23 protein-coding genes are annotated in these 23,338 nt (G+C 36.4%); 5 read left to right on the forward strand and 18 right to left on the reverse strand.

Annotation, left to right across the window (positions count from 1 at the left end; all coding sequences use genetic code 11):
- Positions 1 to 377: 377 nt before the first annotated feature.
- From AC106K_RS04140 to AC106K_RS04175, 8 genes are all read right to left on the reverse strand, one after another.
- Positions 378 to 1,475 carry a hypothetical protein gene (locus AC106K_RS04140; protein WP_024568771.1) on the reverse strand — a complete coding sequence of 366 codons (1,098 nt, stop codon included), beginning with the start codon at positions 1,473 to 1,475 and terminating at the stop codon, positions 378 to 380.
- 66 nt (positions 1,476 to 1,541) lie between these two features.
- Positions 1,542 to 1,748, reverse strand: coding sequence for a hypothetical protein (locus AC106K_RS04145; RefSeq protein WP_024568770.1), 207 nt, complete (start codon positions 1,746 to 1,748; stop codon positions 1,542 to 1,544).
- A 57-nt stretch (positions 1,749 to 1,805) separates the two neighbouring features.
- The gene (locus tag AC106K_RS04150) at positions 1,806 to 2,513 is read right to left on the reverse strand and encodes a helix-turn-helix domain-containing protein (protein ID WP_071447188.1); all 708 of its coding nucleotides are present in this window, start codon (positions 2,511 to 2,513) and stop codon (positions 1,806 to 1,808) included.
- A 2-nt stretch (positions 2,514 to 2,515) separates the two neighbouring features.
- On the reverse strand, positions 2,516 to 2,767 hold the full coding sequence (locus AC106K_RS04155) for a DUF3853 family protein (protein ID WP_050019637.1): 252 nt from the start codon (positions 2,765 to 2,767) through the stop codon (positions 2,516 to 2,518).
- Positions 2,764 to 3,327: a hypothetical protein gene (locus AC106K_RS04160; protein ID WP_071447186.1), complete on the reverse strand. Its 564-nt coding sequence runs from the start codon at positions 3,325 to 3,327 to the stop codon at positions 2,764 to 2,766. Before AC106K_RS04160 ends, AC106K_RS04155 begins: the two co-directional genes overlap by 4 nt.
- Before the next feature lie 19 nt (positions 3,328 to 3,346).
- Positions 3,347 to 3,607 (reverse strand): helix-turn-helix domain-containing protein, encoded by a 261-nt coding sequence (locus AC106K_RS04165; RefSeq protein WP_069214546.1) that lies wholly within the window; start codon positions 3,605 to 3,607, stop codon positions 3,347 to 3,349.
- 164 nt (positions 3,608 to 3,771) lie between these two features.
- The gene (locus AC106K_RS04170; protein WP_050019635.1) at positions 3,772 to 4,623 is read right to left on the reverse strand and encodes an RteC domain-containing protein; all 852 of its coding nucleotides are present in this window, start codon (positions 4,621 to 4,623) and stop codon (positions 3,772 to 3,774) included.
- A gap of 68 nt (positions 4,624 to 4,691) precedes the next feature.
- Positions 4,692 to 6,338: a helix-turn-helix domain-containing protein gene (locus AC106K_RS04175; protein ID WP_071447183.1), complete on the reverse strand. Its 1,647-nt coding sequence runs from the start codon at positions 6,336 to 6,338 to the stop codon at positions 4,692 to 4,694.
- A gap of 304 nt (positions 6,339 to 6,642) precedes the next feature.
- Here AC106K_RS04175 and AC106K_RS04180 point away from each other — a divergent pair, with 304 nt between their 5' ends.
- The 4 genes from AC106K_RS04180 to AC106K_RS04195 are packed head-to-tail and all read left to right on the forward strand — an operon-like array spanning position 6,643 to position 8,863.
- On the forward strand, positions 6,643 to 6,870 hold the full coding sequence (locus AC106K_RS04180) for a hypothetical protein (protein WP_050019633.1): 228 nt from the start codon (positions 6,643 to 6,645) through the stop codon (positions 6,868 to 6,870).
- Between the two features lie 17 nt (positions 6,871 to 6,887).
- The gene (locus tag AC106K_RS04185) at positions 6,888 to 7,055 is read left to right on the forward strand and encodes a hypothetical protein (RefSeq protein ID WP_157837397.1); all 168 of its coding nucleotides are present in this window, start codon (positions 6,888 to 6,890) and stop codon (positions 7,053 to 7,055) included.
- A 9-nt stretch (positions 7,056 to 7,064) separates the two neighbouring features.
- The gene (locus AC106K_RS04190; RefSeq protein WP_050019632.1) at positions 7,065 to 8,570 is read left to right on the forward strand and encodes a MauE/DoxX family redox-associated membrane protein; all 1,506 of its coding nucleotides are present in this window, start codon (positions 7,065 to 7,067) and stop codon (positions 8,568 to 8,570) included.
- A 23-nt stretch (positions 8,571 to 8,593) separates the two neighbouring features.
- Complete coding sequence (locus AC106K_RS04195) at positions 8,594 to 8,863, forward strand: DUF6520 family protein (protein WP_050022320.1); 270 nt, start codon at positions 8,594 to 8,596, stop codon at positions 8,861 to 8,863.
- Positions 8,864 to 8,901: 38 nt separating this feature from the next.
- Here AC106K_RS04195 and AC106K_RS04200 read toward each other — a convergent pair whose 3' ends face one another.
- The 3 genes from AC106K_RS04200 to AC106K_RS04210 form a co-directional block, all read right to left on the reverse strand.
- A complete protein-coding gene (locus tag AC106K_RS04200) occupies positions 8,902 to 11,442 on the reverse strand; it encodes an alpha/beta hydrolase family protein (protein WP_071447181.1) in 2,541 nt (846 codons plus the stop codon).
- Positions 11,429 to 12,814 (reverse strand): RagB/SusD family nutrient uptake outer membrane protein, encoded by a 1,386-nt coding sequence (locus tag AC106K_RS04205; RefSeq protein WP_071447179.1) that lies wholly within the window; start codon positions 12,812 to 12,814, stop codon positions 11,429 to 11,431. The genes AC106K_RS04200 and AC106K_RS04205 overlap by 14 nt, the downstream gene beginning before the upstream one ends.
- A 114-nt stretch (positions 12,815 to 12,928) precedes the next feature.
- Positions 12,929 to 15,796 (reverse strand): SusC/RagA family TonB-linked outer membrane protein, encoded by a 2,868-nt coding sequence (locus tag AC106K_RS04210; protein WP_071447177.1) that lies wholly within the window; start codon positions 15,794 to 15,796, stop codon positions 12,929 to 12,931.
- A gap of 652 nt (positions 15,797 to 16,448) precedes the next feature.
- Between AC106K_RS04210 and AC106K_RS04215 the strand changes: the two genes are divergently transcribed.
- Positions 16,449 to 16,778: a hypothetical protein gene (locus AC106K_RS04215; protein WP_069214539.1), complete on the forward strand. Its 330-nt coding sequence runs from the start codon at positions 16,449 to 16,451 to the stop codon at positions 16,776 to 16,778.
- 215 nt (positions 16,779 to 16,993) lie between these two features.
- Here AC106K_RS04215 and AC106K_RS04220 read toward each other — a convergent pair whose 3' ends face one another.
- The 7 genes from AC106K_RS04220 to AC106K_RS04250 form a co-directional block, all read right to left on the reverse strand.
- Entirely contained in the window at positions 16,994 to 17,188 is a 195-nt protein-coding gene (locus AC106K_RS04220) for a hypothetical protein (RefSeq protein ID WP_139119575.1), read from the reverse strand.
- Positions 17,189 to 18,129: 941 nt separating this feature from the next.
- Positions 18,130 to 19,380, reverse strand: a complete 1,251-nt coding sequence (locus AC106K_RS04225; RefSeq protein ID WP_071447176.1) for a chloride channel protein — start codon at positions 19,378 to 19,380, stop codon at positions 18,130 to 18,132.
- Between the two features lie 63 nt (positions 19,381 to 19,443).
- Positions 19,444 to 19,812: a DUF488 domain-containing protein gene (locus AC106K_RS04230; protein ID WP_071447174.1), complete on the reverse strand. Its 369-nt coding sequence runs from the start codon at positions 19,810 to 19,812 to the stop codon at positions 19,444 to 19,446.
- Between the two features lie 86 nt (positions 19,813 to 19,898).
- Entirely contained in the window at positions 19,899 to 20,300 is a 402-nt protein-coding gene (locus tag AC106K_RS04235; RefSeq protein ID WP_071447172.1) for a cytochrome C, read from the reverse strand.
- A gap of 10 nt (positions 20,301 to 20,310) precedes the next feature.
- A complete protein-coding gene (locus AC106K_RS04240) occupies positions 20,311 to 20,571 on the reverse strand; it encodes a hypothetical protein (RefSeq protein ID WP_050022327.1) in 261 nt (86 codons plus the stop codon).
- Positions 20,572 to 20,592: 21 nt separating this feature from the next.
- Positions 20,593 to 21,588 carry a cbb3-type cytochrome c oxidase subunit II gene (locus AC106K_RS04245; RefSeq protein WP_071447171.1) on the reverse strand — a complete coding sequence of 332 codons (996 nt, stop codon included), beginning with the start codon at positions 21,586 to 21,588 and terminating at the stop codon, positions 20,593 to 20,595.
- Complete coding sequence (locus AC106K_RS04250; RefSeq protein ID WP_071447169.1) at positions 21,588 to 23,321, reverse strand: cbb3-type cytochrome c oxidase subunit I; 1,734 nt, start codon at positions 23,319 to 23,321, stop codon at positions 21,588 to 21,590. The genes AC106K_RS04245 and AC106K_RS04250 overlap by 1 nt, the downstream gene beginning before the upstream one ends.
- Positions 23,322 to 23,338 lie beyond the last annotated feature (17 nt).

Consider the following 23,338-nt stretch of genomic DNA (forward strand, 5'->3'; position numbering starts at 1 on the left):
AATAAAAAAAAGACTTTTATTATCTTTTAAATAAACTTTTAATAGTTCGTGGTATCCGCCTGTCACAAAGCGTTTGCAATGATTTTCAAATGAGCGCAATTCCGAATTCCGAATGAGTGCAAATCCGAAATACAGATGAGCGCAATTCCGAAAAGATGCCCTTTACCGCATGAGTGCAAATCCGAATTGAACTATTTTTTCATCATTTCTTTTTAGCGTATCTGTCATCTTCACTGGCTTTACAATATCGGAATGAGTGCAATTCCGAAATCAGCTTCATAAAATTCTAAATTTTAACAATTCCTTAACTTCAGCGAGTGCAATTCCGAATTCCGAATGAGTACAAATCCGAAATACGGATGAGCGCAATTCCGAAATCAGAGAATCACGGGATAACCGTTGGGCAGTATTTCCCCCATTTTTGTTTCTCTGTATAGCTGTAAAATAAGTTCCTGTATTTTGTTTAAAAAAGCCGTTCCCTGATAATTCGTGGATTTTGTCCCTTTCAGCCTGTTCATCCTTATAAATTCGCCAAAAGCCTTTTCTATAAGTTGACGGGTTTGCGGAATAGTCTTGTATTGGTAGGAAAACTGGAGCATTTCCCGTTGTCCCAGGCCATACCTTTTCTGAAAATAATAGAGCCTCTTTGCAATTTTTGATTTCTCTGCTGTGTGCTCCGACATATCGGTACCGCCTACTATTTTATTGTAAAAAGGATGAATGAAAATAGAATCATCTTTGTAATGATAATTGAATGAAAGGGTATTATACCTGTTGAAATTTATTTTTGCAGTTTTGAGGAACTTGAAACAAAAATCATTCGCGGTTTTATAGTTCAGCCCAAACTTTTTGTTCAGTGACAAAAGTTTCATGGTGGTTCCACCTTCTGGAAGTTTTGAAAGCCAGATGGCAAAAATAATATGCTTGTTGTTTCTGATGTTATACACCAGATTGTAAAGGATGTAGTTATATTCAGGTATAATCATCAGCTTTTTCAACCAGTAGCTGCTGATCAGAAAGCTAGTATATCCACGTTGGTCATAACTCGGGTTGGAAATAAGCCCACCGAATGTTCTAATCTCTTTTCCTTTTGAGTTTACAGATTTATACCAGCCCATTTTGAACCGGGCAAGAAACTCATAGGCTTCCACAACCTGCCTGGTTGAGCCACTCGGAGAGATTTTACTGTTCCTGATTTTAATAGAGGCAAAAATATTATTTTCGGTTTCAAATTCTTCATCAAATAAAGAGAGCTGCTTTGGACGGTCTTCAGGGCGGAACTGCTCACTACTGATAATCGAGATAATATTAAAAATAACACGAAGCGCATTGATGGGAATATCAGCCGCCTCCTGATCTTCAAAAATAAAATCGTCCACAAAATGATTGCCCAGGCGTATTCTACCTGGAATTCTCTCATCTTTATCTTCAAATATTTTTCTGACAAGTCTTACATCTTTTTCCAGAATAGCCATAATCTATTTTTGTTGTGTACTTTAATTTTGTTCTGCTTAGGGTAACTTCATTCTGATCGAAAAATCTTACAGCAATTTAATTTTCTCACTTTTTAATGTTTTTGAACCCTCATTAAGATTATAATACAGGTAATCTCCTGTCTCATCTGCCCTGAAAACTCTTTTCTCCACTTTCCCGAAATTGGGTATTCTAACTTTTTGAATTCCCTGATACTCGGCAATAATTCCATTGAGATTTACTTTCTGTCCAGGTTTTATATCTGATAGTTTCATTTTTACAGTTTTAAAATTTTAAATAGATAAACACCAATACTTATGTTCTTTAAAGGATTATTTTGGAGGTTTAATACTAGGAATTGAATCTAAAGACAATTGTCCGTTATCGGTCCTGTTTTTTATATAAGGCAAAAGATTTTTCAATGAGGATTTCCAGCTGGTTATGGGTTTTCCTAAATTATTGCACCAGTTACAATTTGCCCATAAAGCGTACCTCTCCTTAATAGCAGAATGCATAGATTCTTCATAGCCGCTCAGCGTTTTAGCATAGTCTATAAATTCTTCCAAAGAAGGGATGTTGGCTATTATTGTAAAAGGTTCAGGCTCTCTATTATCAAAGGATGCCTTCTCTTTCTGTTCTGTAGTTTCGGGAATACTCATAGATAAACCAACCGGTGGTAAATTTTCAATCTTTTCTGTGGTTGCTGTCTGAGAATTATTCTTGATTTTTAGCTTTTGTCTTTTTTCTTGGCTAAGAATTTCTAAAGGATAATCTCGCACTATTCTGTAAGAACAGGAATACCCGTTTTTACTTTCGTACCGGACCAGCCCTGCATTCCGCAGCGCTTCTCTTGCAGATTTTACCGTTTTTCTTGTTAATCCTAGTATATTACCAATCGCTACGTCGGAAACAGTAACATCGTATCCATTATTATCGTTCGCTAATTTCAGCAGATACAGGTATATTGCAACAGCAGTGGTACCCAGTTGCGCTTTTGGGCCGGATTCCCAAAACTTTTGTATAAGCTCCTGATAATACATCGCTACTTCCTGCCAAAAAGCTCTAGTACTTTTTGCTTATCAATGATGATAATTTTCCCCTTTTGGATAATGGCTTCATCCAACATTCCGGAAGATTTTATTTCAGATGCCTTTGAAACGGAACATCCCAGGACTTTTGCTAATCCCTTGAGTCCGTATTCATGTCTGTTTTCCGAATTGAGGTTTTTGATAATTTCCAAAAATTCCTCAACCGTCAGCTTCCAAAGGGGTGTTTGTGGATCTATCTTTTTCATTTCCTTTCTTTTATTGATTTTAGCCTACCTTTTTTTTCCTTTGAAATCCAATTCCTTGCAGCAGCCTGCCAGCTGTTCATTAATTTCCCGTCACTTAATTTCCAATTCTGGGAATCGTAAAAGGAATAAAATTCATGTGCCTGAGCAGAAGGTAGATCACGCTCATTAAAATATAATTCTACTTCATAAAACTTAGGTGCAGAAAACACACTTACCTTTTGTATGGTTAATTCTTGCTCCCAGAATGTTTTGTTTATTAATGATTCAGGCTGATCAAAATCTACAATCTCAATTAAGCTTCCTTTATAAGGGTCGTAACTGGGGAAATACATAATAAATCCAGCCAAATGTAATTCTCTGATACACTTGTGATAGGTTCCTAAAGATTTTACCTTACCCAATTGCATAACTTCTGCACGAGAAATGCGAAAAGGGCTTTGAAATCGGTTCATGCTCCAGCACTGAAAAAGTGCAACATAAATACTGATATGTGATGGATGTAACCGGTTATCTTTAATCACATGCGCAAAAAAATTGATGATATCTTTAGTCTGATTCATGATTTCCTGTTTTCTGTGATTATTTAGAATCCGTAAGCAACTTCTCAATGTCTTTGTAATTATAATACAAGATCCCCCCTATCTTCGTATAAGAAAGGGTTCCGTTGATTCTAAGATTCTGTAAGGTCCCGGAAGAAATATTCAGAAGCTTTTTGACCTCCGAAGTACGGAGCCATAGTTTCTGTTCCGTCGTTCTTGTCTGAAGTATTTCTCTAATTGCCTCCAACAGCTCTATTTTAAATTGCTGAAGGTCTTCTTTGGTGATAATGGATATTGCCATGATTTCAAAAATTATTTTATTTGACAAATTTTCGAAATCAGGCGGGATTTCTTTCGGTAGGTCTTCGGTACTACCGAAAGATTTTTATATACCCCTTATCAATAAAGGAATTGTGGGAAAAGTACTAATAATTTGATTTATTGTGTACAAACAGGGAAAAACGCCTATTGATCACCATCCTGGAATGATTGATTCAAATGATCACTGAGCAGCTGAAGGAATTTAGTTGGGTTGGTTTTCCTGCTTTTTATCTCATGAAGTGTCTTATAAAAGTTTCCCAGGTTAATATTGAGTGACTTTTCAGTAAATTTAATAATCTCGCTAAACTCAATATTGCCACCATTAAATGAACGGGTATTGTGGAGCGCATATAGAAGTTCCACCAAAGCAGATTTTGAGGCCGACCATTGGAGCGGGGATTTATCGGTTATCTTCTCGTATACATATACGTTAATTTCTGCTATGGATTTTAAAAGGAATTTTTCCAATCGGTCATTGGCAATAATTTGGGAAATAAGGTGGTCATGTGAAGTAGCAAATTTTTCATCATAATCATAAAGACCGGATTCTATTTTCGTTTTCAGATCAAACTGATTCCGGACGAAATATTTTTGATCAAGATAGGTGGCCCTACGCCTATAGTACTCATAAAAATCGATATGGTTTTCATAAAAATTTTTCAACGCTTCCAATTCGCATTCAAAATATTCTTTCAGGCTTAACTCTCCTGCATTTGGTTTGGCTGCCTCAATTGATAAAAGCTTTGAAAAATAAATAAACTGCGAAATAAAAGCCGGCTTGATTTCCTTGAAAAAATATACTTCGGCCGCAACAGCCGAAAACTCATATAAGCTTACCTCCTGCTTAATGATTCTTATAACAGAATCTATTTCCATTAATGATCTCTCATATAAATTAATAGGATCATTTTTCAGTTCAAAGCCGATCTGTTCAATCTTTTTCTGTAAACTCAGTTGTAATCGCTTACATTTTTTAAAAAACAAGTTAGCATGCATATTTTAAATAAAAAGTAGAAATTTTTAAGTATTAAAAATGATAAAGCTGTTATTAAATATAAATAAGTCTACGGATCACCTGTCTCATCATTGATTTTTTGAATAAATTCTGAAGGAGTTAAAGCAGTTAATTCTATAAAAAATTTAGAAAATTTGGGTCTGTTGGCAAATCCGCATTCATCAGCTATCGTATCAACAGAATACTTCCTCCATTGTGCATTGGTTCTTAGCATTTCCTTAACATACTCAATCCGCAAGTTATTGAGATATGTATTATAATTTGTTCCTTTATATTCATTAATAACCGCCGATAAATAAGCAGTATTCGTTTTTAGCCTTTTTGCAAGCTCATTTTGGGTAAGCCCTTTTTCTAAATAAAATTTGTTTTGTTCCATTATTTTGAGCTTTTCCAATATTTCGTTTGTCAGATTCTCAGGCAACTTGGATAGTTTGGTCGAAACCGTATCTTTATGGTTCTCTTCTCCTAAAGTCTGATCACCTGCAATCTGGTACTTTTTAACCCTTTTTTTCACCTTGAAATATCTTACAGAAATTAAAAGCAAAGCTCCGAAAGAAATCCCGGCCACAATATATCCGTAAAATGCTGAGGATTCCAATCTTTTTTTGGATGTAAGCAAGTCATTGGTATCATATTCTTTAATGATTTTTCCTGAGAGGTATTTAAAATCATTATGCATCATCCGGTCAAACCGCAGTAATTGTTTGGTATAATACAATTCTTTCTTGTTATCATTTTTATCTTTATAATGTATGATAAGTAGCTCAAACGCTTCCCTTACTGAAGGATGTGCAAAATTTCGTCCCAGAAATATACTATCTACTTTTTCTAAATAATTAATACCTTCATTTTCATTGTGATTTCTTAATAGAATTTTACCTTTTAAAAAATAGATCAGCGATGCATTGGTAAAATCACTTTTCTTTTCAATGCCTGCCAAAGCAATATTAAAATTCGACAATGCCTCTCGGTCATTTTCTCTTAGATAGTCTAGAATCCCACTCAGCTTATAAAAATAGCTTCTTTCTATATAAAAATTTTTATCCTCGGCCGAAGCCTCCAATCCTTCATTAATAAGATCGGAAACCTCATTTATTTTTGATTGATAAAACAGACAGATACCCATCTGATGAAGGCTGTTCAAATATCCCTTCTTCATATTGTATCGAAGATTGGGAAAATCTGTGGAAACACTTGTATCTCTATAATAAGATCGGCACTTTGAAAAAAGTGTAAAGGCTTCTTCATAATATCCTAGATAACTTTTGACAACTCCTATATGGTACATATTTTTATGATACAGATAGGGATCCTTACTTTTGCTTAAGTATTGCCAAGCCCTCAGATACTCATCAAGAGCCTTCTGATATTTTCTGTAGGTAAAGTAGTAAACACTTCCTTTTGTTAGGTAGGAATTTCCAATAAGATCGGGGTCACCTGCTTGGGAGGCGGCCCATACAGCACTATCTGCATATTCTATTTTTTTATTCCTCGAAAAGCTGACAGCGTCCCGATACGCCTGGGTTAGCTCCTTATAATTTTTAAATGCTTTCGCTTCTTTAATATATGCATTGACAAACTCCAGGGCACGTTCATCGTTTTCTTCAAAATTATCATAACGAACTCTGTAATCAGAATATTCCTGACCATTAACTAAAAAGCAAAAGAACGTGAAAAAACAGAATATTATTTTCAAAATAAAAACAATTTAACCATATAATGTCAATGATATTATAAATATAATTCAAAATTAAGCAAAATGAACCAAGCAAAAAATTATTTCTGCACTTTAGGAATTACACTTAACAAATCCAATAAAAACACCTGATTTACAATCAATTATATCATTACTACATATTGAGCCTATTTATAAATAGGCTCCTAAAAATTTATAAATGGGCTCCATCAACCTTTTTTTTCGAAAAATTCATGCTCTAAATTCGCTTTCAGAATTCTAAAAAACTACCGGCCGGGATTGTTAATTATTTAATCCCAAAATCATGAAAACCAAAATATTAATACTGCATATTGTTGCAGGAATTTTACTTTCATTTGTTATTTTATCCTGTCGTGAAGAAAGCCTTCCGGAGATTCCTTATCCGGAGATGCCTGTCATTACGACTGAAAGAATGGTCTCAAAAGCAGACACTACCCAACTTGAAAAAGAATTGGAACCCAGTGAAAAAGATCCGCCAAAGGACCGGGACAACTGGAAAACCAGTAAGTAACCAAATTTTGAACCAACATGGAGACTCAGGTGCCACTCATCATTGAATCGGGAACGGCCTGTCCCGTTAGTGGAATATGGAAAACCATAGGACCTCTTACTACTACCATCACGGTAAATGAAAAATCTGCTATGCCTACCTATTGTGGCGTAAAAGTACGCTGGATATTGTTATACCATTGTTAAAATCTTATTATGAAAAAGAAACTGACACAACTTGCCATATGGATTGCTTATTTTTTTATCCTGTTGTTTTGCTACGCATCCATCAGTAAAATATTTGATTTTGAAAACTTTCAGGTTCAAATTGCCCAGTCTCCATTGTTAAGCGCTTATGCTATAATAATTACCTATGGAATACTTTTCCTTGAACTTTTGGTCTGCTTCTTTTTGATATTTGATAAAATGAGATTCATTGGATTGTACGGTTCCTACATACTGATGGTTCTCTTTAGTATCTATATTTATCTTATCCTCAATTATAGTGAGTTTATTCCCTGTTCCTGCGGGGGGATTCTTGAAAAAATGGATTGGCAAACACATCTCATTTTTAATCTGATATGTGTCCTAGTTGCTGTAGTTGCCCTTAGTATTGACACGTATGCAAACCACAAAAAACAAGGGAAGCTCTTCTTCAGCCTTCTAATCACAGCAGGGCTCTGTATCACCGGAATGCTCATCATGTATCAAAAGTCAGAATATATTCTTAAGAAAGATAATGGTTTTCAAAGAAGATTTTTACAGCATCCTATCCTTAAAAATGGTACGTATGATTTAAAACTGAACTCCTATTATTTTGCCGGCTTTTCAGGCGATACCCTATATCTTGGGAATTACACAGCACCGTTCTCACTCACAAAGATTACCCATTTTACGGGAATGGAACGAAAAAATCTGCAACTCAGCCGTACAGACATTAGTTTCAGGTCTCCCCTGCTTGAAGTTACAGACGGTCTTATCACGTTGTATGACGGAACAATCCCGATCATTTTTGAAGGAACAACCGGGAGCAATAAGCTCCCTGAGCAAAATATTGGAAAGACCTATTTCAGGAAAATCAAACGAATTGATCATAATAACTTTCTCATAGGTGCTTTCCACCGCAAAAAGCAGATTCAGAGTCTGGGGATTATCAGTAAAGGAAGCAAGGATTCTGTAAGGTTTAATCCAGAGCTTTTGGAAAAGAATAAAGAAGGTTTTTTTGAACCCGATGGGCAATTAAATTATGATTCTTTCACTGGTAAGGTTGTTTATGTTTACCATTATAAGAACATGTTTGTAGTTACTGATCGAAATCTGAAATCAAAACATGTATTCAGGACTATTGATACCGTCAGCATCCCGCGGCTAGGTCTTTCCCACTTAGCCGATGGCAGCAGAAAGCTTAACAATCCGCTGGTGGTCAACAAAAGGTCAATTGCCTATAAAGGGGTTCTGTTTGTGGAGTCGGACCGCAAAGGAAAGCTGGAAAAAGACAGGGGTAATAAAGCCATTATACTTGATCTTTATTCTATTCAAGAGCAGAAATACCTTGGCAGTATCAGTATTCCCAACAGGAATAAGGAGCAACGTGTACAATTTACCATACAGGGAAACAAATTGTATGTAATGATAGAAAATGAACTGATCAGATATCGTTTTGCGCAAAACATCACTCAACATTTCATTTCAGGGGAAGCCGAAAACCTGTACAAAGAGTAGGCACCAATAATAAATTTATAACAATGAAAAAAATGAGAAAAATCGCATTGCCATTGGCTATCCTGTTAATCGGAGCAGGCAGCGCGTATGCTACCAATGTAGCATCAGAGACTAAAAAAGCTGATATTCCTGGATGGAAAATTGATCTTGAAAATCCGGAACAGCCTTGTGTCATGACAAGTCAGCTTTGTACGACAGATAATACTGGTATTGTCTGTACAGTAAGTGACGCTTCTGGTGTCCATGACCTGTATGAATCCAGTTGCGAAACAGAATTATTCAGAATTCCTTAACTGTTAGCTATTACTAACTACTAAAAGAAGGGTGCACTTTATTGAGCACCCTTTATGTATTTCTGTATCCAGGGGATATTTCTTTCATCCTTTAAATGATAATTAAACCAATCCAGAATTTTCAGGGTAAGGTCTTTCTGAGCTTCAGCCCTACTTAAACTGTGGCCTTCCTTATCATAAAACAGGGCAATAACAGGCTTTCGGTATTTTCTTAATGCAATAAACATCGATTTGGTTCCTTCCGGGCTTACATTGCCATCATCAGTCCCCGTCCACAACAGCATGGGTGCACTGACATTCTGAACAAACATTATCGGATTATTTTTGATATATTTTTCAGGATTTTCTGCCATCGTAGCCTTAAACCAGTACTGGCGCCCTTCATACCTGTAATAGTCGGGAGCATTAAAATGATAATTGTACGCATAATAAGTCCGTACCACATCAGAAACTGCTGATCCTGAGACATAGGCTGCAAAACGGTTTGAATGACCCGCAATAAAATTGGTTTCATAACCGCCAAAAGACTGTCCCATGAGTCCAATCTTTGTCATATCTACATTCCTAATCTTCTGTAATTCGTCTAAGGCATTATTAATGCTTTCCAGTGCTGAAATTCCTGCTCCTTTGTCAGATTGCGAGATATCAGCAAGCAGTACGGCGAAGCCCTCCTCCATCAACAGCGGGATATTCAGCCCTGTGGGATTCGAGAAGGAAGGTCGCAGGAATCTTTTGGTCATATAATCCTGCTTCTCATACACATGGATAACAACGGGATATTTTTTTGAGCGGTCATAATTCAGCGGCATATACAAAGCTCCGCTTATGGTTTCACCGTCCGAACCTTTGTAGCAAATTTTAATAAGCTCTGCCTGTTCAAATTTCTGATTCTTCTGATCTGAAACATAAAGAACTTTTGGATTTTCCTTCTCTTTCTTTACTACAAGCCTTGGCCGTTTATTATAGTTTTCCTCAATCCAGTAATAATTTTCACCCTGATTCAGCCTTTTAAATGCCGTGATCTCATCAGGGGTCGGTTGTTGAATGATATTTAGCTTCCTGTTTCTTAAACCGGCATAAATGATATGACTGGTCTTCGGATCAGTGATTTTTAACAGCAAGCTCTTTTTGATATCTACGGTCCTGAAGTCTCTACCGTATCCTAATTCCGTACTGGTTCTTGTAAAATCCACCAGCTCGATTTCTGAATCATCATTTGCAGTAAACATTTCTTTCATTTTCTCAGTGGCCAGATTATATTCAGAGATCCTGTTTCCTCCTACCCATAGAACTTCTTTCTCAGAAGTAAAATAAGGAACCATAGCCGCAGAAACCTTTACATCTTCCATCACCAGAGTTAACGTATTGTACAGCTGCCAGTTGTTTTCCCTCTGAATTAGCAGGTACTGACCTGACGGTGAGATTACCATCTGTTTCCGCACATCCGTAATCAGGGTATAGGTATCGGTTACCGCATTCCACAAATACAGCCTGTCAAAGCTATTTCCTCCCGCTTTATCCATTTTATCCACCTGCTGCTTGTCAGTTTCATACATCAGGTAGCGTGAATTGCCGATAGCAGTCTCCCCAAAATATCCGGGACGGGTTATCAGAACCTGTTTACCGCTTACCGGCTCCCATTCCACCTGGATAAATTCGGATACCGGCTTCACGTATTTTTTAAGATCGAAGTCAGTCCCGTACCAGATATCAACCATTCCTTTTGCAGGCGGGATTCTCTTTCCCAATTTTAGGACAATACTATTATCAGAATGCGAAGGATTCAGCATCATCTGATCATAGCCATCATACCCGCTTCCATCAAAAATATATTGTTTTTTATCCTGAGAAACATAATAGAGGTTGGTCTTGCCTTTCTTTCGGGTCTGAATCACAAAGCCTTTCTTGTTCATTCCTGAAGGCAAAATATTGCTCAGCTCATCATGGGTCGAAAAGATTGTTTCAAAAACTCCATTCTTTAAAATTAATGCTTCAATCAGATCACCTGTCTTTCTCCTGGCGATGGTCTCATCCCCTTCAGAATAGATATGCTGAATACCGGAAATACTTTGTCGAAGGCTAAGATCAGTATCATAAACTTCCAGCCTGCTTTCATCTTTTTCAGTATACAGCACCATAAAGGCATGCTGCTGTTTATTGTAGATAAACTTTTTTACGTGTTGAAAAAAACGGGAATTTCCGGTTTCGGGATAAAGATACTCCAATGTATCTTTTGTCTGTATCGCGAGATCGTTTCCCACCCAAATGATAAAATCAATATTTTTTCTTTCCGTTCTGTGGTCTATATCTCCTGTTCTTTGCAGCATCATATTCTTTGTCCCGTCAACAGAGAATATATACCATGCCAGCCATTTACCGTTATCAGAAGCCTCGGGAAATTTCATTTCTTCGGTATCCTTAACCAGCTTTTCCAGATGCTCATACCGCTGGGCTGAAAGGTTTTGTGGCATAATAATGAGAAGAAATATCCATAATATCCATACTACTACAGAGAAATTTCGCCTTAGGAAAGATTTGAAAGTGATACAATCAATATGTGACGCCTTAATATCCATCATTTTGTGGTGTTAAGTGACTATTCAAAAGCATTTCTTTCTGCGGCAACGGCAGATATTGATTGGTCGCTTTCCAGTTAGGCTTTACCGGTTGTAAGAGATCCAGCTGTCCCCACCGTTTCAGGTCTATAAACCGACTTCCATGTTCTGCAAAAAATTCTTTTCTTCTTTCATTTTTAATTTCTTCCATCGCCTGAGCCTGCGAAATGGAAGTACTGAGTGGTGTTAACCCCGCCCTTTGTCTTGTCTGATTGATGAAAGGAACTGCTTGGGTTGTTTTGTTCTGCATGGTTAAAGCTTCTGCCAGCATCAGGCATACATCCTCTAACCTGTAGATGATAGAATATTCTGTCGTATTGGTAGCGGTAGTTATTTTATATTTGGTCTGCTTATAATTGGTCTGTGAACCAAATACCACCGGAGTAAAATAGTATTGCCGTCGAAGATCGGTGGCTGAAAAAGAACTTATAAGATCCGGATTCAAAATAAATGAAGTAGGCGCGCCCACAAAGTTATAGAGCACGGCTTCACTTGTCGGGTCAGTATTGTTCTTAGGTTTCAGCTGCCAGATAATATGCTTTCCTGTTTTCTGAAATACTTTAGAAGGGTCATTTTGAAAAACATAGTCAGCATTCTGAATAATCGTCTGGCATAAAACTTCGGTTTCCTGCCATTTTCCCAGCATCATTTTCATTTTAGCCTGTAAAACCAGGCCTGCTGCCTTATTAATATAAATCCTTTCTGCATTCCGGTATGCTGAGGGCAGAAGGTTCACCGCTTCCGATATATCGGCTTCTAGTCTTGGCAGGAATTCATTCTTAGGTATTCTGCTTAAAGTCGAGTTATAGACATAATCTGTTGTAGTAGTGTAGGGAATCTCCCCATACATCTGGTAGAGGTAATAGTAAATAAGGCTGCGGACCAGCATTGCCTCTCCCTTTATCCTGCTTTTTGCTGATACCGAAAGGCTTTTGGATTTTTCCACACCTTCTATAATGCTGTTGGCCATATACACCTGCTGATAAGCCGTAGTCCATACCTGGCTCACAGTAGCATTGGTTGCCAGCAGCTGGTTATGGTAGATATCCAGGATCCCGTTTCCGGCGCTGGTGAAAACGCAAGTAATATCATCGGTATAATTTCCGAGTAAAGCACCGGAACCGTCTGTCGTGCCACTGATCACGGAACCGGTCCATAGTCCCGAGTACAGTCCAGCGAGCGCCGCATCTGCGGTTTTCTCATCTTCAAATACCTGTTCTGTGGCCAGCTGGTTGTTCGGAAAATCTGTTTCTATAAATTTCTCACACGATACTGCGCTTAAAGCAGCATAAAGCATCAAAAGAAGCGCTATTATAGCGTTTATAATATTTTTCATTGTTAGTTGCTAAAAGTTATTACATATAAAATCATCAATTATCTCAATCGTTAATGATCCCAAATCTTTATCTTTAATTTTTAATCACTAATCACTAATCATCAATCTTAATCGTTAAAAAGTCACCTGGAATCCCAGGGAATAGGTTTTTAGGGGTGGAAGGTAGCCTACGAGATAAAACTCCGGGTCCATTCCAAAGTAATTGGTGATGGTCAGAAGGTTTTGTCCCTGCACATAGATCATAGCTTCTTTGATGCCCAGCTTTTGCATGGGAATGCGGTAGTTAAGCTGTACATTCTTCAGCCTGATATAGGAAGCATCACTTATTGCCGCTGTTGAGTTCTGAAAGAACCCGTGCAGGGAAAGCTTCTGGGGGTTGTACCCTGCTGAATATTCCATATAGCTGCCTCCTGGGTTAGATGGAGACCATGCGTCCAATACTTCTACAGGCTGATTGCTGAGTGCTCCGGGCAGAAGCATCTGGCGGTTGTAATTCCAGTTTCTCTGTTTTACAAACTGCCACAGGAAAGATGCTGACCAGTTTCCCCACCTGAATTGAGTTGACCATCCGCCAAAAAATCGGACGCCCAGTTTTTCTACTGCCTTATTATCGTCAGGGGAGGTAATTTTACCGTCACCATTGAAATCTGTAAACTTATACAATCCGGTGGCAGGGTCTATGCCTTCATACTGGTACACCTTAGCAATAGTCGTAGGGTATCCGATCATATACTGATTGGAATAGGTAGAACCTTCGAGGTTCGGAAATTCTACAAGCGTATTCTTGGGAATGCTCAGGTTAAAAGAGGTTTCGTACCTGAATTTTCCTTTTCTTAAAACCTGAACCGAGGTATCAAATTCCCAGCCTATATTCCTGATCTTTGCCGGAAGATTGGATTGTACGGAAGGAAAGCCCGTGGTGGATGGAAGGGGAATTCCTACCAGCTGATTGGAAGAGGTGTTTTCATAGTAGGCACCTGAAAAATTAAAGCGTCCGTTCCAGAGTCCTACTTCCAGGGCCAATTCTTTTTTCAGAGTCTTCTCCCAGCTGAAATTAGGGTTATACAGCCGCGCCGGATTTAAACCGGTCTGCCCGTTATATATACCCGATGAAATAATATAGGTATTGAGATATTGGTAATCTCCTATCTTATCGTTTCCTGTAGTTCCCATGCTTCCTCTGAGTTTACCCATGCTCAGCCATTTTACCTCTTTCAGAAAGGGCTCTTCCGAGAAAAGCCATGCCGCGCCTATTGCTCTAAAGTTCCCGAAACGGTTATTGGCACCAAATCGGCTAGAACCGTCACGCCTTCCGGTAAGGTTCACAATATATCTTTTCTTCAGTTGATAATTAAAACGGGCAAAAACTGCCGTATAGTTATACTGGCTCCGAACCTGATCAGAAATGGTCTTTACGCTAGCGGCTCCAATATTATCAATCAAAGCATTGCTCTCAAAGCCTTTTCCCTGAATAGCTCCCTGCTCCGATTGTGTTTTCTGCAGGGTTGCTCCGAGTAAAAATTCAAACTGGTGATTTCCGGTTTTGTAAGCGCCCACCAGTTGGGGTTCGAGGATATAGGAAAAGTTCACCTGGTTATTCCGGGAAGAGGTGGAATTCATACTGGTCTGTCCAAAAGAAGGATTATTTATTGTATGGGGCTTTATCGAGCGTTCTTCGAAATTCTGATAGCTGATTCCGGCATTCATTTTTAATGAAAGGAAAGGAAACAGCTTATAGGACACATTAAGGCCGTTATTAAAAAAGGCGGTCTTATTGGAGTACTCGCTCAGAAGCGAAGCCACCGGATTGTTAAATGTTCCGTTCTCCCAGTTGATGCTCCCGTCTGCAGTATAAAGTGCCGGCGCATTGGGGCTCAGCATAATACTCTTTAGCGTAAGGTCATCATTCTGCACATTGTTCTGCTGAAAAGAGAAGGTATTTACCAGGTTAAATTCCAGTTTTCTGTCAGGGGTGAAATAGCTGAAATTGGCATTGATGTTATTGGTTTTATATTTGAAGTCAGCCGGCAAAACAGTGGTCTGCTCATTATGGCCGTAGCTGATCTGGTAAGAAAAGTTTTCAGAGCCGCCACTCATCGACAGTTGAACGCCGTAGGCATCTGCCATGTTTCCGATCAGTTCTTTCTGCCAGTCGGTGTATCGGGATTGGTCCCAGGTTCCGTTGATGTCATACATGGTAGCGGGATAGGCTACATTATCATTCTGGAATGCATGGCGACGCATACTGATGTACTGCTCCGTGTTCATCATTTCCATAGGCCTAGTAATCCTGCTTAAGGAATACGAGGTATTAAGCTTGAGCTCAGATCGTCCTTTCTTTCCTCTTTTAGTGGTTACAATGATCACTCCGTTGGCTCCTCTTGATCCGTAAATAGCTGTGGCATCTGCATCTTTTAATATCTCAAAGCTTTCAATAACGTTTGGGTTGATAGCGTTCAGGGGATTTATCGAGGACCACGGAAGGATTTTATTAGAATATAGCGAAGGGGTCTCGGAAGCCTGTGGAACCCCGTCTATAATATATAAGGGTTCATTACCCTCACGTCGGATACTGTTCTTTCCCCTGATCTGGATCTCAAATCCACCTCCCGGAGTTCCGGTATTCTGGGTAATGCTTACCCCCGACATCCTTCCCTGGGCAGCAGACAGTACATTAGATACAGGCTGGTTTTCGATATCTTTTGCCGATACTTTTGCTATGCTTCCAGTGCGCTCCTTATCTTTGACTTTATAATACCCTGCATTCAGTACCACTTCTTCAATATGGCTTACTTTTTCTAAAGCCAGCTTGTTTGAAGGTGATAAGGTATCGGATTTTGTCCTGAGTATGGAAGCTTCAGAGGTATTCTTTCGGGAGATCATATCCGAATTGTTCTGTACCTGCGCCGGAAAAGAGCTTCCTGCTACCGTCAGCATAAGGACACAAGAGATGCCCCCAATGCTGATATAGGATTTTTTCATACTTTTGTAAAAGTTAATGGTTAATAACTATTAATGCTCTTTCCTGCCTCAGCTGTCAACTTTTGCGGAAAGGGCTTTTTTATTTCTTATTGTTCTGTAACAAAAAGATAACTAAGTATCATTATAATAGGTGTTGCTTATTTTCATTTGATGGTCTTTTATGGTTACATTGTGTTTTTAAATATTGTCTAGGAGGAAGTTTTGGGAGATTACAAAACCTCCAACCTAAACACATCATAAAGAATTAATATGAATGAAATTAACCTCGAGTGTGAACTGTAAAGCTCCAATGGATGCGCTGCCATTGTATCCTATCTAATCTTTATAGTAAAAGCAGCTTAGAGAAATGTAGAGAAGGCGGACATCATTGAAAAAACAGCGTGGAACTCTACCTACCGTATCAGAGGTACTGGCATACCCTTTACCACGAATAAGAGAGCCCACGCTTAGAACGTGAGCAATCTGCTTATTGTCTTGTGGTAAAATGAAAAGTGCCAGTTTTCTGATACAAGATTCTAAGCGAATAGCTTCTAATATTTTTTGAAGTTTCGCAAAATTACAATTAAGTAACTTCTTTTACAAAGATAAGAAAAAATATTTCGGTATACAAAACTATACCAAAATATTTTTCATTATGTGCTTAATTGCATGTATGATTAAAGAAAGTGAAAAAATTATAATTATAAAAACTGCGATTACTTTGCGTAAAATGCTAAGTAACAATAAGAGTTACTCAGCAAAATCGGATGGTAGTATGGACATAGTCAATAGTTATGATAAAATAGCTGCAAACTCTAATTCAGAACTGACCAAAGCTACAGTAAACGGTGCTTTTAGCGGAAAGAAAAGGTCAACTATGGCAACTATTGTTCTTATTGTTGAGTCAATGGGTTATACAATGATTGATTTTGCTGAAATTTATGATAAGCTTTCGGAAAGAGATGTTAGTAAATTCAGAGAAGAAATGCTTAAAAAAAGTTAGTAAATTCCATAATTATATTTCAACCATTCTGTTATTTGTTAATAGATAAATAGACTGCGAGTAATTTATGGGAATAATGATAAAAGAATTAGAGAGCAAATTGCTCTCTAGTTCTTCTAAAATATAAATTGTACAATCTGTTAAAATTGACCCGTGTTCAGTTGGTTTTTGATGAATATAAATCGTCTCTTTCAATGCCCTTTCTTAAAGGTCGGCTAAATCTTGCTGATAATACTGCATGTATCGCCATCATAAAAAATCCACTCCTGACCGTTATCATCGGTAAAATAAATTTCTTTATTATCAGGATAATAAAGCCCTACGAATCTTTCTCCTATTCGTATTTTAGAGCCTTGTTCTAATTCCTGTTCAATTTTTAGAACTTCAAAAATAACATAATATTCAGTCATTATATATTTAATTTTCATCAGGCCAAATACCATAACCCTTATTATCTATCAAAAAATGATTTCCTGTGGGAAACTCTAAATATGGTATTACGAAAGAAGCATTAAAATCTTCTCCCGATCGCATATACCTACCATTTAAAGTTTCTGTTCGAGGATGTCTTAGCCCGTTTATTTGAACATTAAAATTAAAGCTTTTACTTAAAGCTATTAATGTGTTCAATTCAAATAATTCAGATATGAGGGAATTTAACAAATATTCAGTTATTATTCCAAGTAATCTCTATTGTTCATTACATATGCTAAAAAAAATTTTCATAGTTAAATTTTTCTCCAAAAGTGACTACTCTATTTTCTAAAAACATAATGGTACGAATTTACATCTATTTTCTGAGATAATCAAAATTCTACATTTTCAAAGTGAGTAATTTAGTGGGTAGCCTAAACTTCAACTTTATAGAAAAAGAGATTTAAAAAGACGGTTCAAATCTCTCCAAAATTAAAAAAATACGTAAATTGCAAGAGAATAATTTTATTTCCATCCATAACTTTATCTAAATTTAAGCTTAAAATGCTATGAGGCTGTCAAAAACCTCAAAATAAATTCCCTGAATAATAAATTTTGGGGGATTTTTTGTTAATTTTCTCTTAATGTTATCCGATAAAAGTCTAAGTTTCTATTTTAAAATACAAAAGTTTTACTATTTAAGAAAATTAATCGTAAACTTGAGTAATAATAATTAACAAGAATTATTAGGTGATTTGGTGTGAAGCCTCATACTTTTGGGGCTTTTTATTTTTATTAACAACCAAAATTTAGTTAATCAATTTTGATTTTTATAGTTTTCGAAACCATCTTTTAACTTTATAAAATTTTGAAAGGTTGACCTTAGTGACTTAGTTTAAACACTTTTTAGAATGGAATATACTCACTGGTATTATTGTTAACTTTTAATATTATATGTATATACATTGTAAGGTATAATTCTCTTAGCTAAGTTTTTCGAAATCAAACATCCTAATAATATTGGAAAGAACAACACGTATCCATTAGGCACTAGATTACACACCAGAAAAAGTGCAGTTAAAGGAGCATAAATAGATGCCGATAAAGTAGCAGCAGCTCCAACTAACACAAAATTTACATAAATTAAAGAGGTTCCAAAAAAAGTATTGCAAAAAAGCGCAAAGGTAAATCCTAAAAATGCGCCTGCCACAATACTAGGTGCAAAGACACCACCATCTCCTCCAGCTCCAAGAGTTAGAGAAGAAGCCAATGGTTTTAGTAAGATTAGAAAAAGAAGAAAAAGAAAAGAATAACTTTTGGGATGGTTTAGAATTTCCGATAAAGAATGATAACTATCTCCATACAAAAACGGAAAACAAAATATTAGTCCCCCTACAATTAAAGCTCCCAAATTTACCCTCAAAAAATTATTGGAAATTCCTGAAAAAAAATCCTTAATCTTAATAACTAAAGTTGTAAAATAAACGGATAAAACACCTCCAAATAAACTTAAGATTACAAAAAAAGGAAGTGCAGACCATTTCCATCCAATAATTTCAAAAGAGAGTAATGGTTCACTCTTTATAAAATAAAGAAAAATAGCGGAAATAATAGCTGACGCAGTACAGCTTATAAAAAGGGTTTTATTAAACTTTCTTGCAATTACTTCCATAGCAAAAAGCCACCCTGCAATTGGACTTCCAAATAATATACTTACTCCGGCAACAACTCCTGCGCTAATAAGTTCCAATTTGTAAATATTGGCAGTAAAATGTTTTTCATATACTGAGTTTCCTAAAGTTGCTGTTGCAACGACAGTCGATACTTCAATTCCTGTGGAGCCTCCGAAGATTACAGTAAGAAATCCATTAAAATAATGTGATGGAATTTTGAAAAAAGGTAAATGATCTTTTCTTTGATCAATAGTTTTATAAATTTCGGTGATTCCTTTATTTTTTCTATTCAAGAAAAGGTATTTTCTTAAAAAATAGATTGCTGTAATTCCAATCGTCGGCAAAAATACAAAACTTAAGGTATTTTCTCTTTCCGCAAAATGAAATATGAGTTTTTGAAAATATTCAGTAATTAACTTTAATGAATACCCTAAAAAAGAGGCGCAGATACTTATTAACATAGAAATTAACACTAATCTGAAATAATGATGTCTTTGTATACTTTTTCTTTTCATTACCAATATAAATTCAAATTTTCACAAAATTAAGTATTGGATAAATAGATTCAAAAAAAAGCTTTATGATATTTTATCATCTAAAATCAAATTTTCTAAATATTTTTTTAGTATCAATGGATGACAATGTTGTTCATCTTTTGCACCATAGACCAATGTGATGAGATCTTGTTTTTTATTTCGATCTAGAAATTCTTTTCCAGGATCTTTTTCTTTGAGCTCGATTTCGTATTTTTCTGAAAAGCTCTTCCAAAGTTTTGGATCGTGATGAAACCACTTTCGAAGTTCAGAAGAAGGAGCAAGCTCTTTATTCCATTCTTCTATATGGGCATTTTCTCTAGAAATTCCTCGAGGCCATAACCTATCAACTAATACGCGGTATCCATCTGTGGGAGAATAAGCTTCATAGATTCTTTTAAGTTTTATTTTCATTCATTGTATTATTAATGTTAGATAGATTCTAAAAATATCATCAAATTTCTTTCTTGAGAAGGCTAATAAAATTGAACATATATAATCTAAAGACTAAAATTCGTAACAATATAAAAAGCTGCCCAAGCTATAAATACTAAAGCAATAACCCAAACCCAAACTGGAATCGTTCGTGGATTTTCACTTCCTTTTATAATGAAACTTTGATTCCTACCTGTATCATATGCATTGAGCATTAATGGCAATGTCCCGTTGACAGTTTCATTGTCAGATAACCCCTCCATATGAATAATCGGTCCATTGCGCACATTAAAACGTATGATTTTCAGACCTTCTTTATTATCAAATTTGCTGACAATTTTTAAAGTATGTTCTCCGTCCGCCAACTTCGTAGTGTCGAGATTGAAAACAATAGGAGTCTGAAGTTCTGCAATAGGATTCGATTCCCCATCAATATATAAAAAGACTATGGCATTATGTTTTGACATTTTCTAAGATTTAAAAATCCAATATATTATTTTTGATATGCTTTTTGTTATTCTCGTTTGGTTTGATTAAAAATTTGAAAGAATAAAACAATGTTCCAAGGGTAATTATTGCAATAATTGCCACAATAGCCCAATCCCAGTTTGATTCCGGGCCAGTACCATGCGTAAAATCCTGTGTTATTTTGGGTTGCTGAAGCTTACACGCATCGCAAGCCTGAACATATCCAGTCCAAAAGACAAAAACAGGAATTATAAACTTTAATTTTTTCATTTCATTTTATTTTATTTTATTTTATTTTATTTTATCCATGATTATTTTTACTTCCTCAACTGTTACTTTCTTGCCATTATTTCCCCAGCTTGTTCTTTCATGATTAATGAGGGCAGCCACATCTTCAGGTTTGAAATTAGCATTGGTTCCTACCGCTGGCATTTCTCCAAATTGAGGAGCCAGACCATTATATCCTTTCATAATAATAGTAACATACAGTTCCAGATTATCTCCTAATACCACTTTGTCGCCTTTCAATGGTGGGAATGCTCCTGGAACTCCTTCTCCAGTTGCTTGATGACAGGTAGCGCAATTGGCTATGAATAAAGCCTCTCCATCAGGAAGGTTATCTCCTCCAGCATTTCCTTCTGCTTTTTTCTCTTCTTTTTTATACAGAAATTCTCTTGCCGGAATACTCTTCGGAAGTTCAGTCTGTTTAAGGCTGAGTAGATATGCAACGAGATCACTGGCATCTTTTGACGGCACAATTTTTCCTTTAATTCCTTTTCTGAATGCGTCAGGAAGACTGATTTCCTTATCTCCGGGATCAAGCTGGTCTTTAACTAAAAATAGCCATTTATAAGAAGGCATAATAGATTGGGGAACTACAGATCTAGGATTGAATAGGTGAGAATATTGCCAGTCTTTACTAGATTGTCGAGCTCCAATATTGGTAAGATCAGGACCTGTTCTTTCCGTTCCCATGAGAGTAGCAGTATTCTGGAAAAGATTGAGCCTCTTGTTTCTGGCATAATCTACAGCCAAGCTTGGACGATTACCAAACACCTGATCCATATCTACATTACGAACCTGCTGGGTATGACATGCTACACAGCCTTCACGAATATAAATTGATTTTCCCCGACCTTCTTCTTCTGTAAGTGGTTTACTTCCCTGTAAAGGTTGATATACTTTTTGGTTGTTCAATGCAGGAAATATGCATATAAACAGGGTCAGAAAAAGGAAAAATGCCAATGCTGAAGAAAAAAGTTTCTTATGGTCACTAAAAAAATCCATTATGCTTTTACTTGTTTATTGTGAATGATTTCTAAAATCTCGTCTGGTGTCTGAGGAAGTTTTATTTCTTTTTTGGGCTTTATCATTCTGTAAAAATTATAGGCGAAGATGATATGTGACAACCACATCATTGTTCCTCCGATTGCTCTCCACAGCCAGAAAGGCATCATATGTACAACTCCTTCAATAAATGGTTTTTTCTCCATCCACATCATTCCTTTTTCTGTAGAACCTACCATTAATGAAACGGTATATACTAAAACCCCAACTAAAGCTAACCAAAAATGTAATCCTACGGTAATACTTGGTGGTTCATAAGAAGTAAGTCTCGGCACTAAGGTATAAGTGAAAGACCATAGCATGAATGTAATAATCCCATACATTGTTAAATGCGAATGAGCTACTGTAAAATCCGTAAAATGCCATAACAAGTTGGTAGCTCTAAACGCCTCTGCTGTACCTTGTAGTGAACCTGTAAAATAAAAAATAATAGAAACTACATAAAAAGGTAACACATAACTCAATTTCAAACGATGCCAAGATCCTCTAATAGTCATCATAAAATTAATGCTTCCTGCAGCTACGGGAATCACCATTCCCACACTCGCAACAATAGCAATAGTCTGCATCCACCAAGGGATAGCGCTAAAAATAAAGTGATGAGTTCCAATAAGAGTATAAAATAAAATTTGTGTCCAAAACGCAAGTATGCTTAAACTATAAGAATACACTGGACTATTTAGTTCTTGTGGAAGAAAATAATACATCAACCCCAAATTAAAAAACATAAACCACATCCCTACACCTTGATGCATAAAATATCCCTGTGTAATAGTTTCGCCTAAACCATCTTGCCAAAATGGAAAATAAGCAACCAATAATATAACTACCACGAACATCATCGCCGAAACTATGTACCAATTGGAAACATAAATTTCTTCTGTTTTTCGGAACGCAATAGTATTGATATGATTATAAATACTAATAATAATTCCTGTGGCAAAAAGGAGCATAATGGGCCAAATATATTCTCTATATTCTCCACCACTATTATTAATCCCCGCCATTAAAAAAATACTACCAAGAAATACAGCAGAATTCATTAATACTAAAGTAGCATATCCAATCTTAAGATTAAAAATCTTTGTATTACCCACTCTTGGAATGACATAATATGAGAAACCTATCATTGCCATAGATGCCCACCCCCAAAAAACCATATTGGTATGTACAGGTCTAAGTCTTCCAAAACTGAGCCAGCTAACGTGGTCTGCATCTGGAGCAACAAACTTAACTCCAAGATATTCTCCCACAGTGGTCCCCATAAAAAGCCAAAATACACTACAGCCAAGAAACCAAAGGATTAATTTTTTTTCATCATCAAGAATTTTAATATTTCGTCCCTCTTCTCTTTTAGTTTGTAGAAAACGAATATCATGTATTTCATTTGCTTGATTTACTAAGCCTCGTGGGTCTTTTACTATTTTATTAGATGATAGTTCATTCCCTGAAAGTTGAAATTCGAGTTCTTTTTTACGTTCTTCCAATGTAGAAATCTCTCCAGGTTGAAGATGATTGACGTATTCATAAATTCTTTTAAGTTCTTTTTTTTTCAACGTATCAGAAATCATCCGATTTACTCTTATTAAAATAAGAATAAGTGCAAAAATGATAGGAAGTAAAAAAAGAACAATTGTAATTTGTAAACCAGGCTCATTAAGAAGTTCGTCCATAGTATAAGTTTTAAAAA

This window comes from Chryseobacterium sp. FR048, assembly GCF_056844665.1.

Excerpts from the sequence above, each read along its gene's own strand:
- AC106K_RS04140 (WP_024568771.1), bottom strand. The coding sequence starts at position 1,475 with ATGGCTATTCTGGAAAAAGATGTAAGACTTGTCAGAAAAATATTTGAA.
- AC106K_RS04145 (WP_024568770.1), bottom strand. The coding sequence starts at position 1,748 with ATGAAACTATCAGATATAAAACCTGGACAGAAAGTAAATCTCAATGGA.
- AC106K_RS04150 (WP_071447188.1), bottom strand. The coding sequence starts at position 2,513 with ATGTATTATCAGGAGCTTATACAAAAGTTTTGGGAATCCGGCCCAAAA.
- AC106K_RS04155 (WP_050019637.1), bottom strand. The coding sequence starts at position 2,767 with ATGAAAAAGATAGATCCACAAACACCCCTTTGGAAGCTGACGGTTGAG.
- AC106K_RS04160 (WP_071447186.1), bottom strand. The coding sequence starts at position 3,327 with ATGAATCAGACTAAAGATATCATCAATTTTTTTGCGCATGTGATTAAA.
- AC106K_RS04165 (WP_069214546.1), bottom strand. The coding sequence starts at position 3,607 with ATGGCAATATCCATTATCACCAAAGAAGACCTTCAGCAATTTAAAATA.
- AC106K_RS04170 (WP_050019635.1), bottom strand. The coding sequence starts at position 4,623 with ATGCATGCTAACTTGTTTTTTAAAAAATGTAAGCGATTACAACTGAGT.
- AC106K_RS04180 (WP_050019633.1), top strand. The coding sequence starts at position 6,643 with ATGAAAACCAAAATATTAATACTGCATATTGTTGCAGGAATTTTACTT.
- AC106K_RS04185 (WP_157837397.1), top strand. The coding sequence starts at position 6,888 with ATGGAGACTCAGGTGCCACTCATCATTGAATCGGGAACGGCCTGTCCC.
- AC106K_RS04190 (WP_050019632.1), top strand. The coding sequence starts at position 7,065 with ATGAAAAAGAAACTGACACAACTTGCCATATGGATTGCTTATTTTTTT.
- AC106K_RS04195 (WP_050022320.1), top strand. The coding sequence starts at position 8,594 with ATGAAAAAAATGAGAAAAATCGCATTGCCATTGGCTATCCTGTTAATC.
- AC106K_RS04200 (WP_071447181.1), bottom strand. The coding sequence starts at position 11,442 with ATGATGGATATTAAGGCGTCACATATTGATTGTATCACTTTCAAATCT.
- AC106K_RS04205 (WP_071447179.1), bottom strand. The coding sequence starts at position 12,814 with ATGAAAAATATTATAAACGCTATAATAGCGCTTCTTTTGATGCTTTAT.
- AC106K_RS04210 (WP_071447177.1), bottom strand. The coding sequence starts at position 15,796 with ATGAAAAAATCCTATATCAGCATTGGGGGCATCTCTTGTGTCCTTATG.
- AC106K_RS04215 (WP_069214539.1), top strand. The coding sequence starts at position 16,449 with ATGATTAAAGAAAGTGAAAAAATTATAATTATAAAAACTGCGATTACT.
- AC106K_RS04220 (WP_139119575.1), bottom strand. The coding sequence starts at position 17,188 with ATGACTGAATATTATGTTATTTTTGAAGTTCTAAAAATTGAACAGGAA.
- AC106K_RS04225 (WP_071447176.1), bottom strand. The coding sequence starts at position 19,380 with ATGAAAAGAAAAAGTATACAAAGACATCATTATTTCAGATTAGTGTTA.
- AC106K_RS04230 (WP_071447174.1), bottom strand. The coding sequence starts at position 19,812 with ATGAAAATAAAACTTAAAAGAATCTATGAAGCTTATTCTCCCACAGAT.
- AC106K_RS04235 (WP_071447172.1), bottom strand. The coding sequence starts at position 20,300 with ATGTCAAAACATAATGCCATAGTCTTTTTATATATTGATGGGGAATCG.
- AC106K_RS04240 (WP_050022327.1), bottom strand. The coding sequence starts at position 20,571 with ATGAAAAAATTAAAGTTTATAATTCCTGTTTTTGTCTTTTGGACTGGA.
- AC106K_RS04245 (WP_071447171.1), bottom strand. The coding sequence starts at position 21,588 with ATGGATTTTTTTAGTGACCATAAGAAACTTTTTTCTTCAGCATTGGCA.
- AC106K_RS04250 (WP_071447169.1), bottom strand. The coding sequence starts at position 23,321 with ATGGACGAACTTCTTAATGAGCCTGGTTTACAAATTACAATTGTTCTT.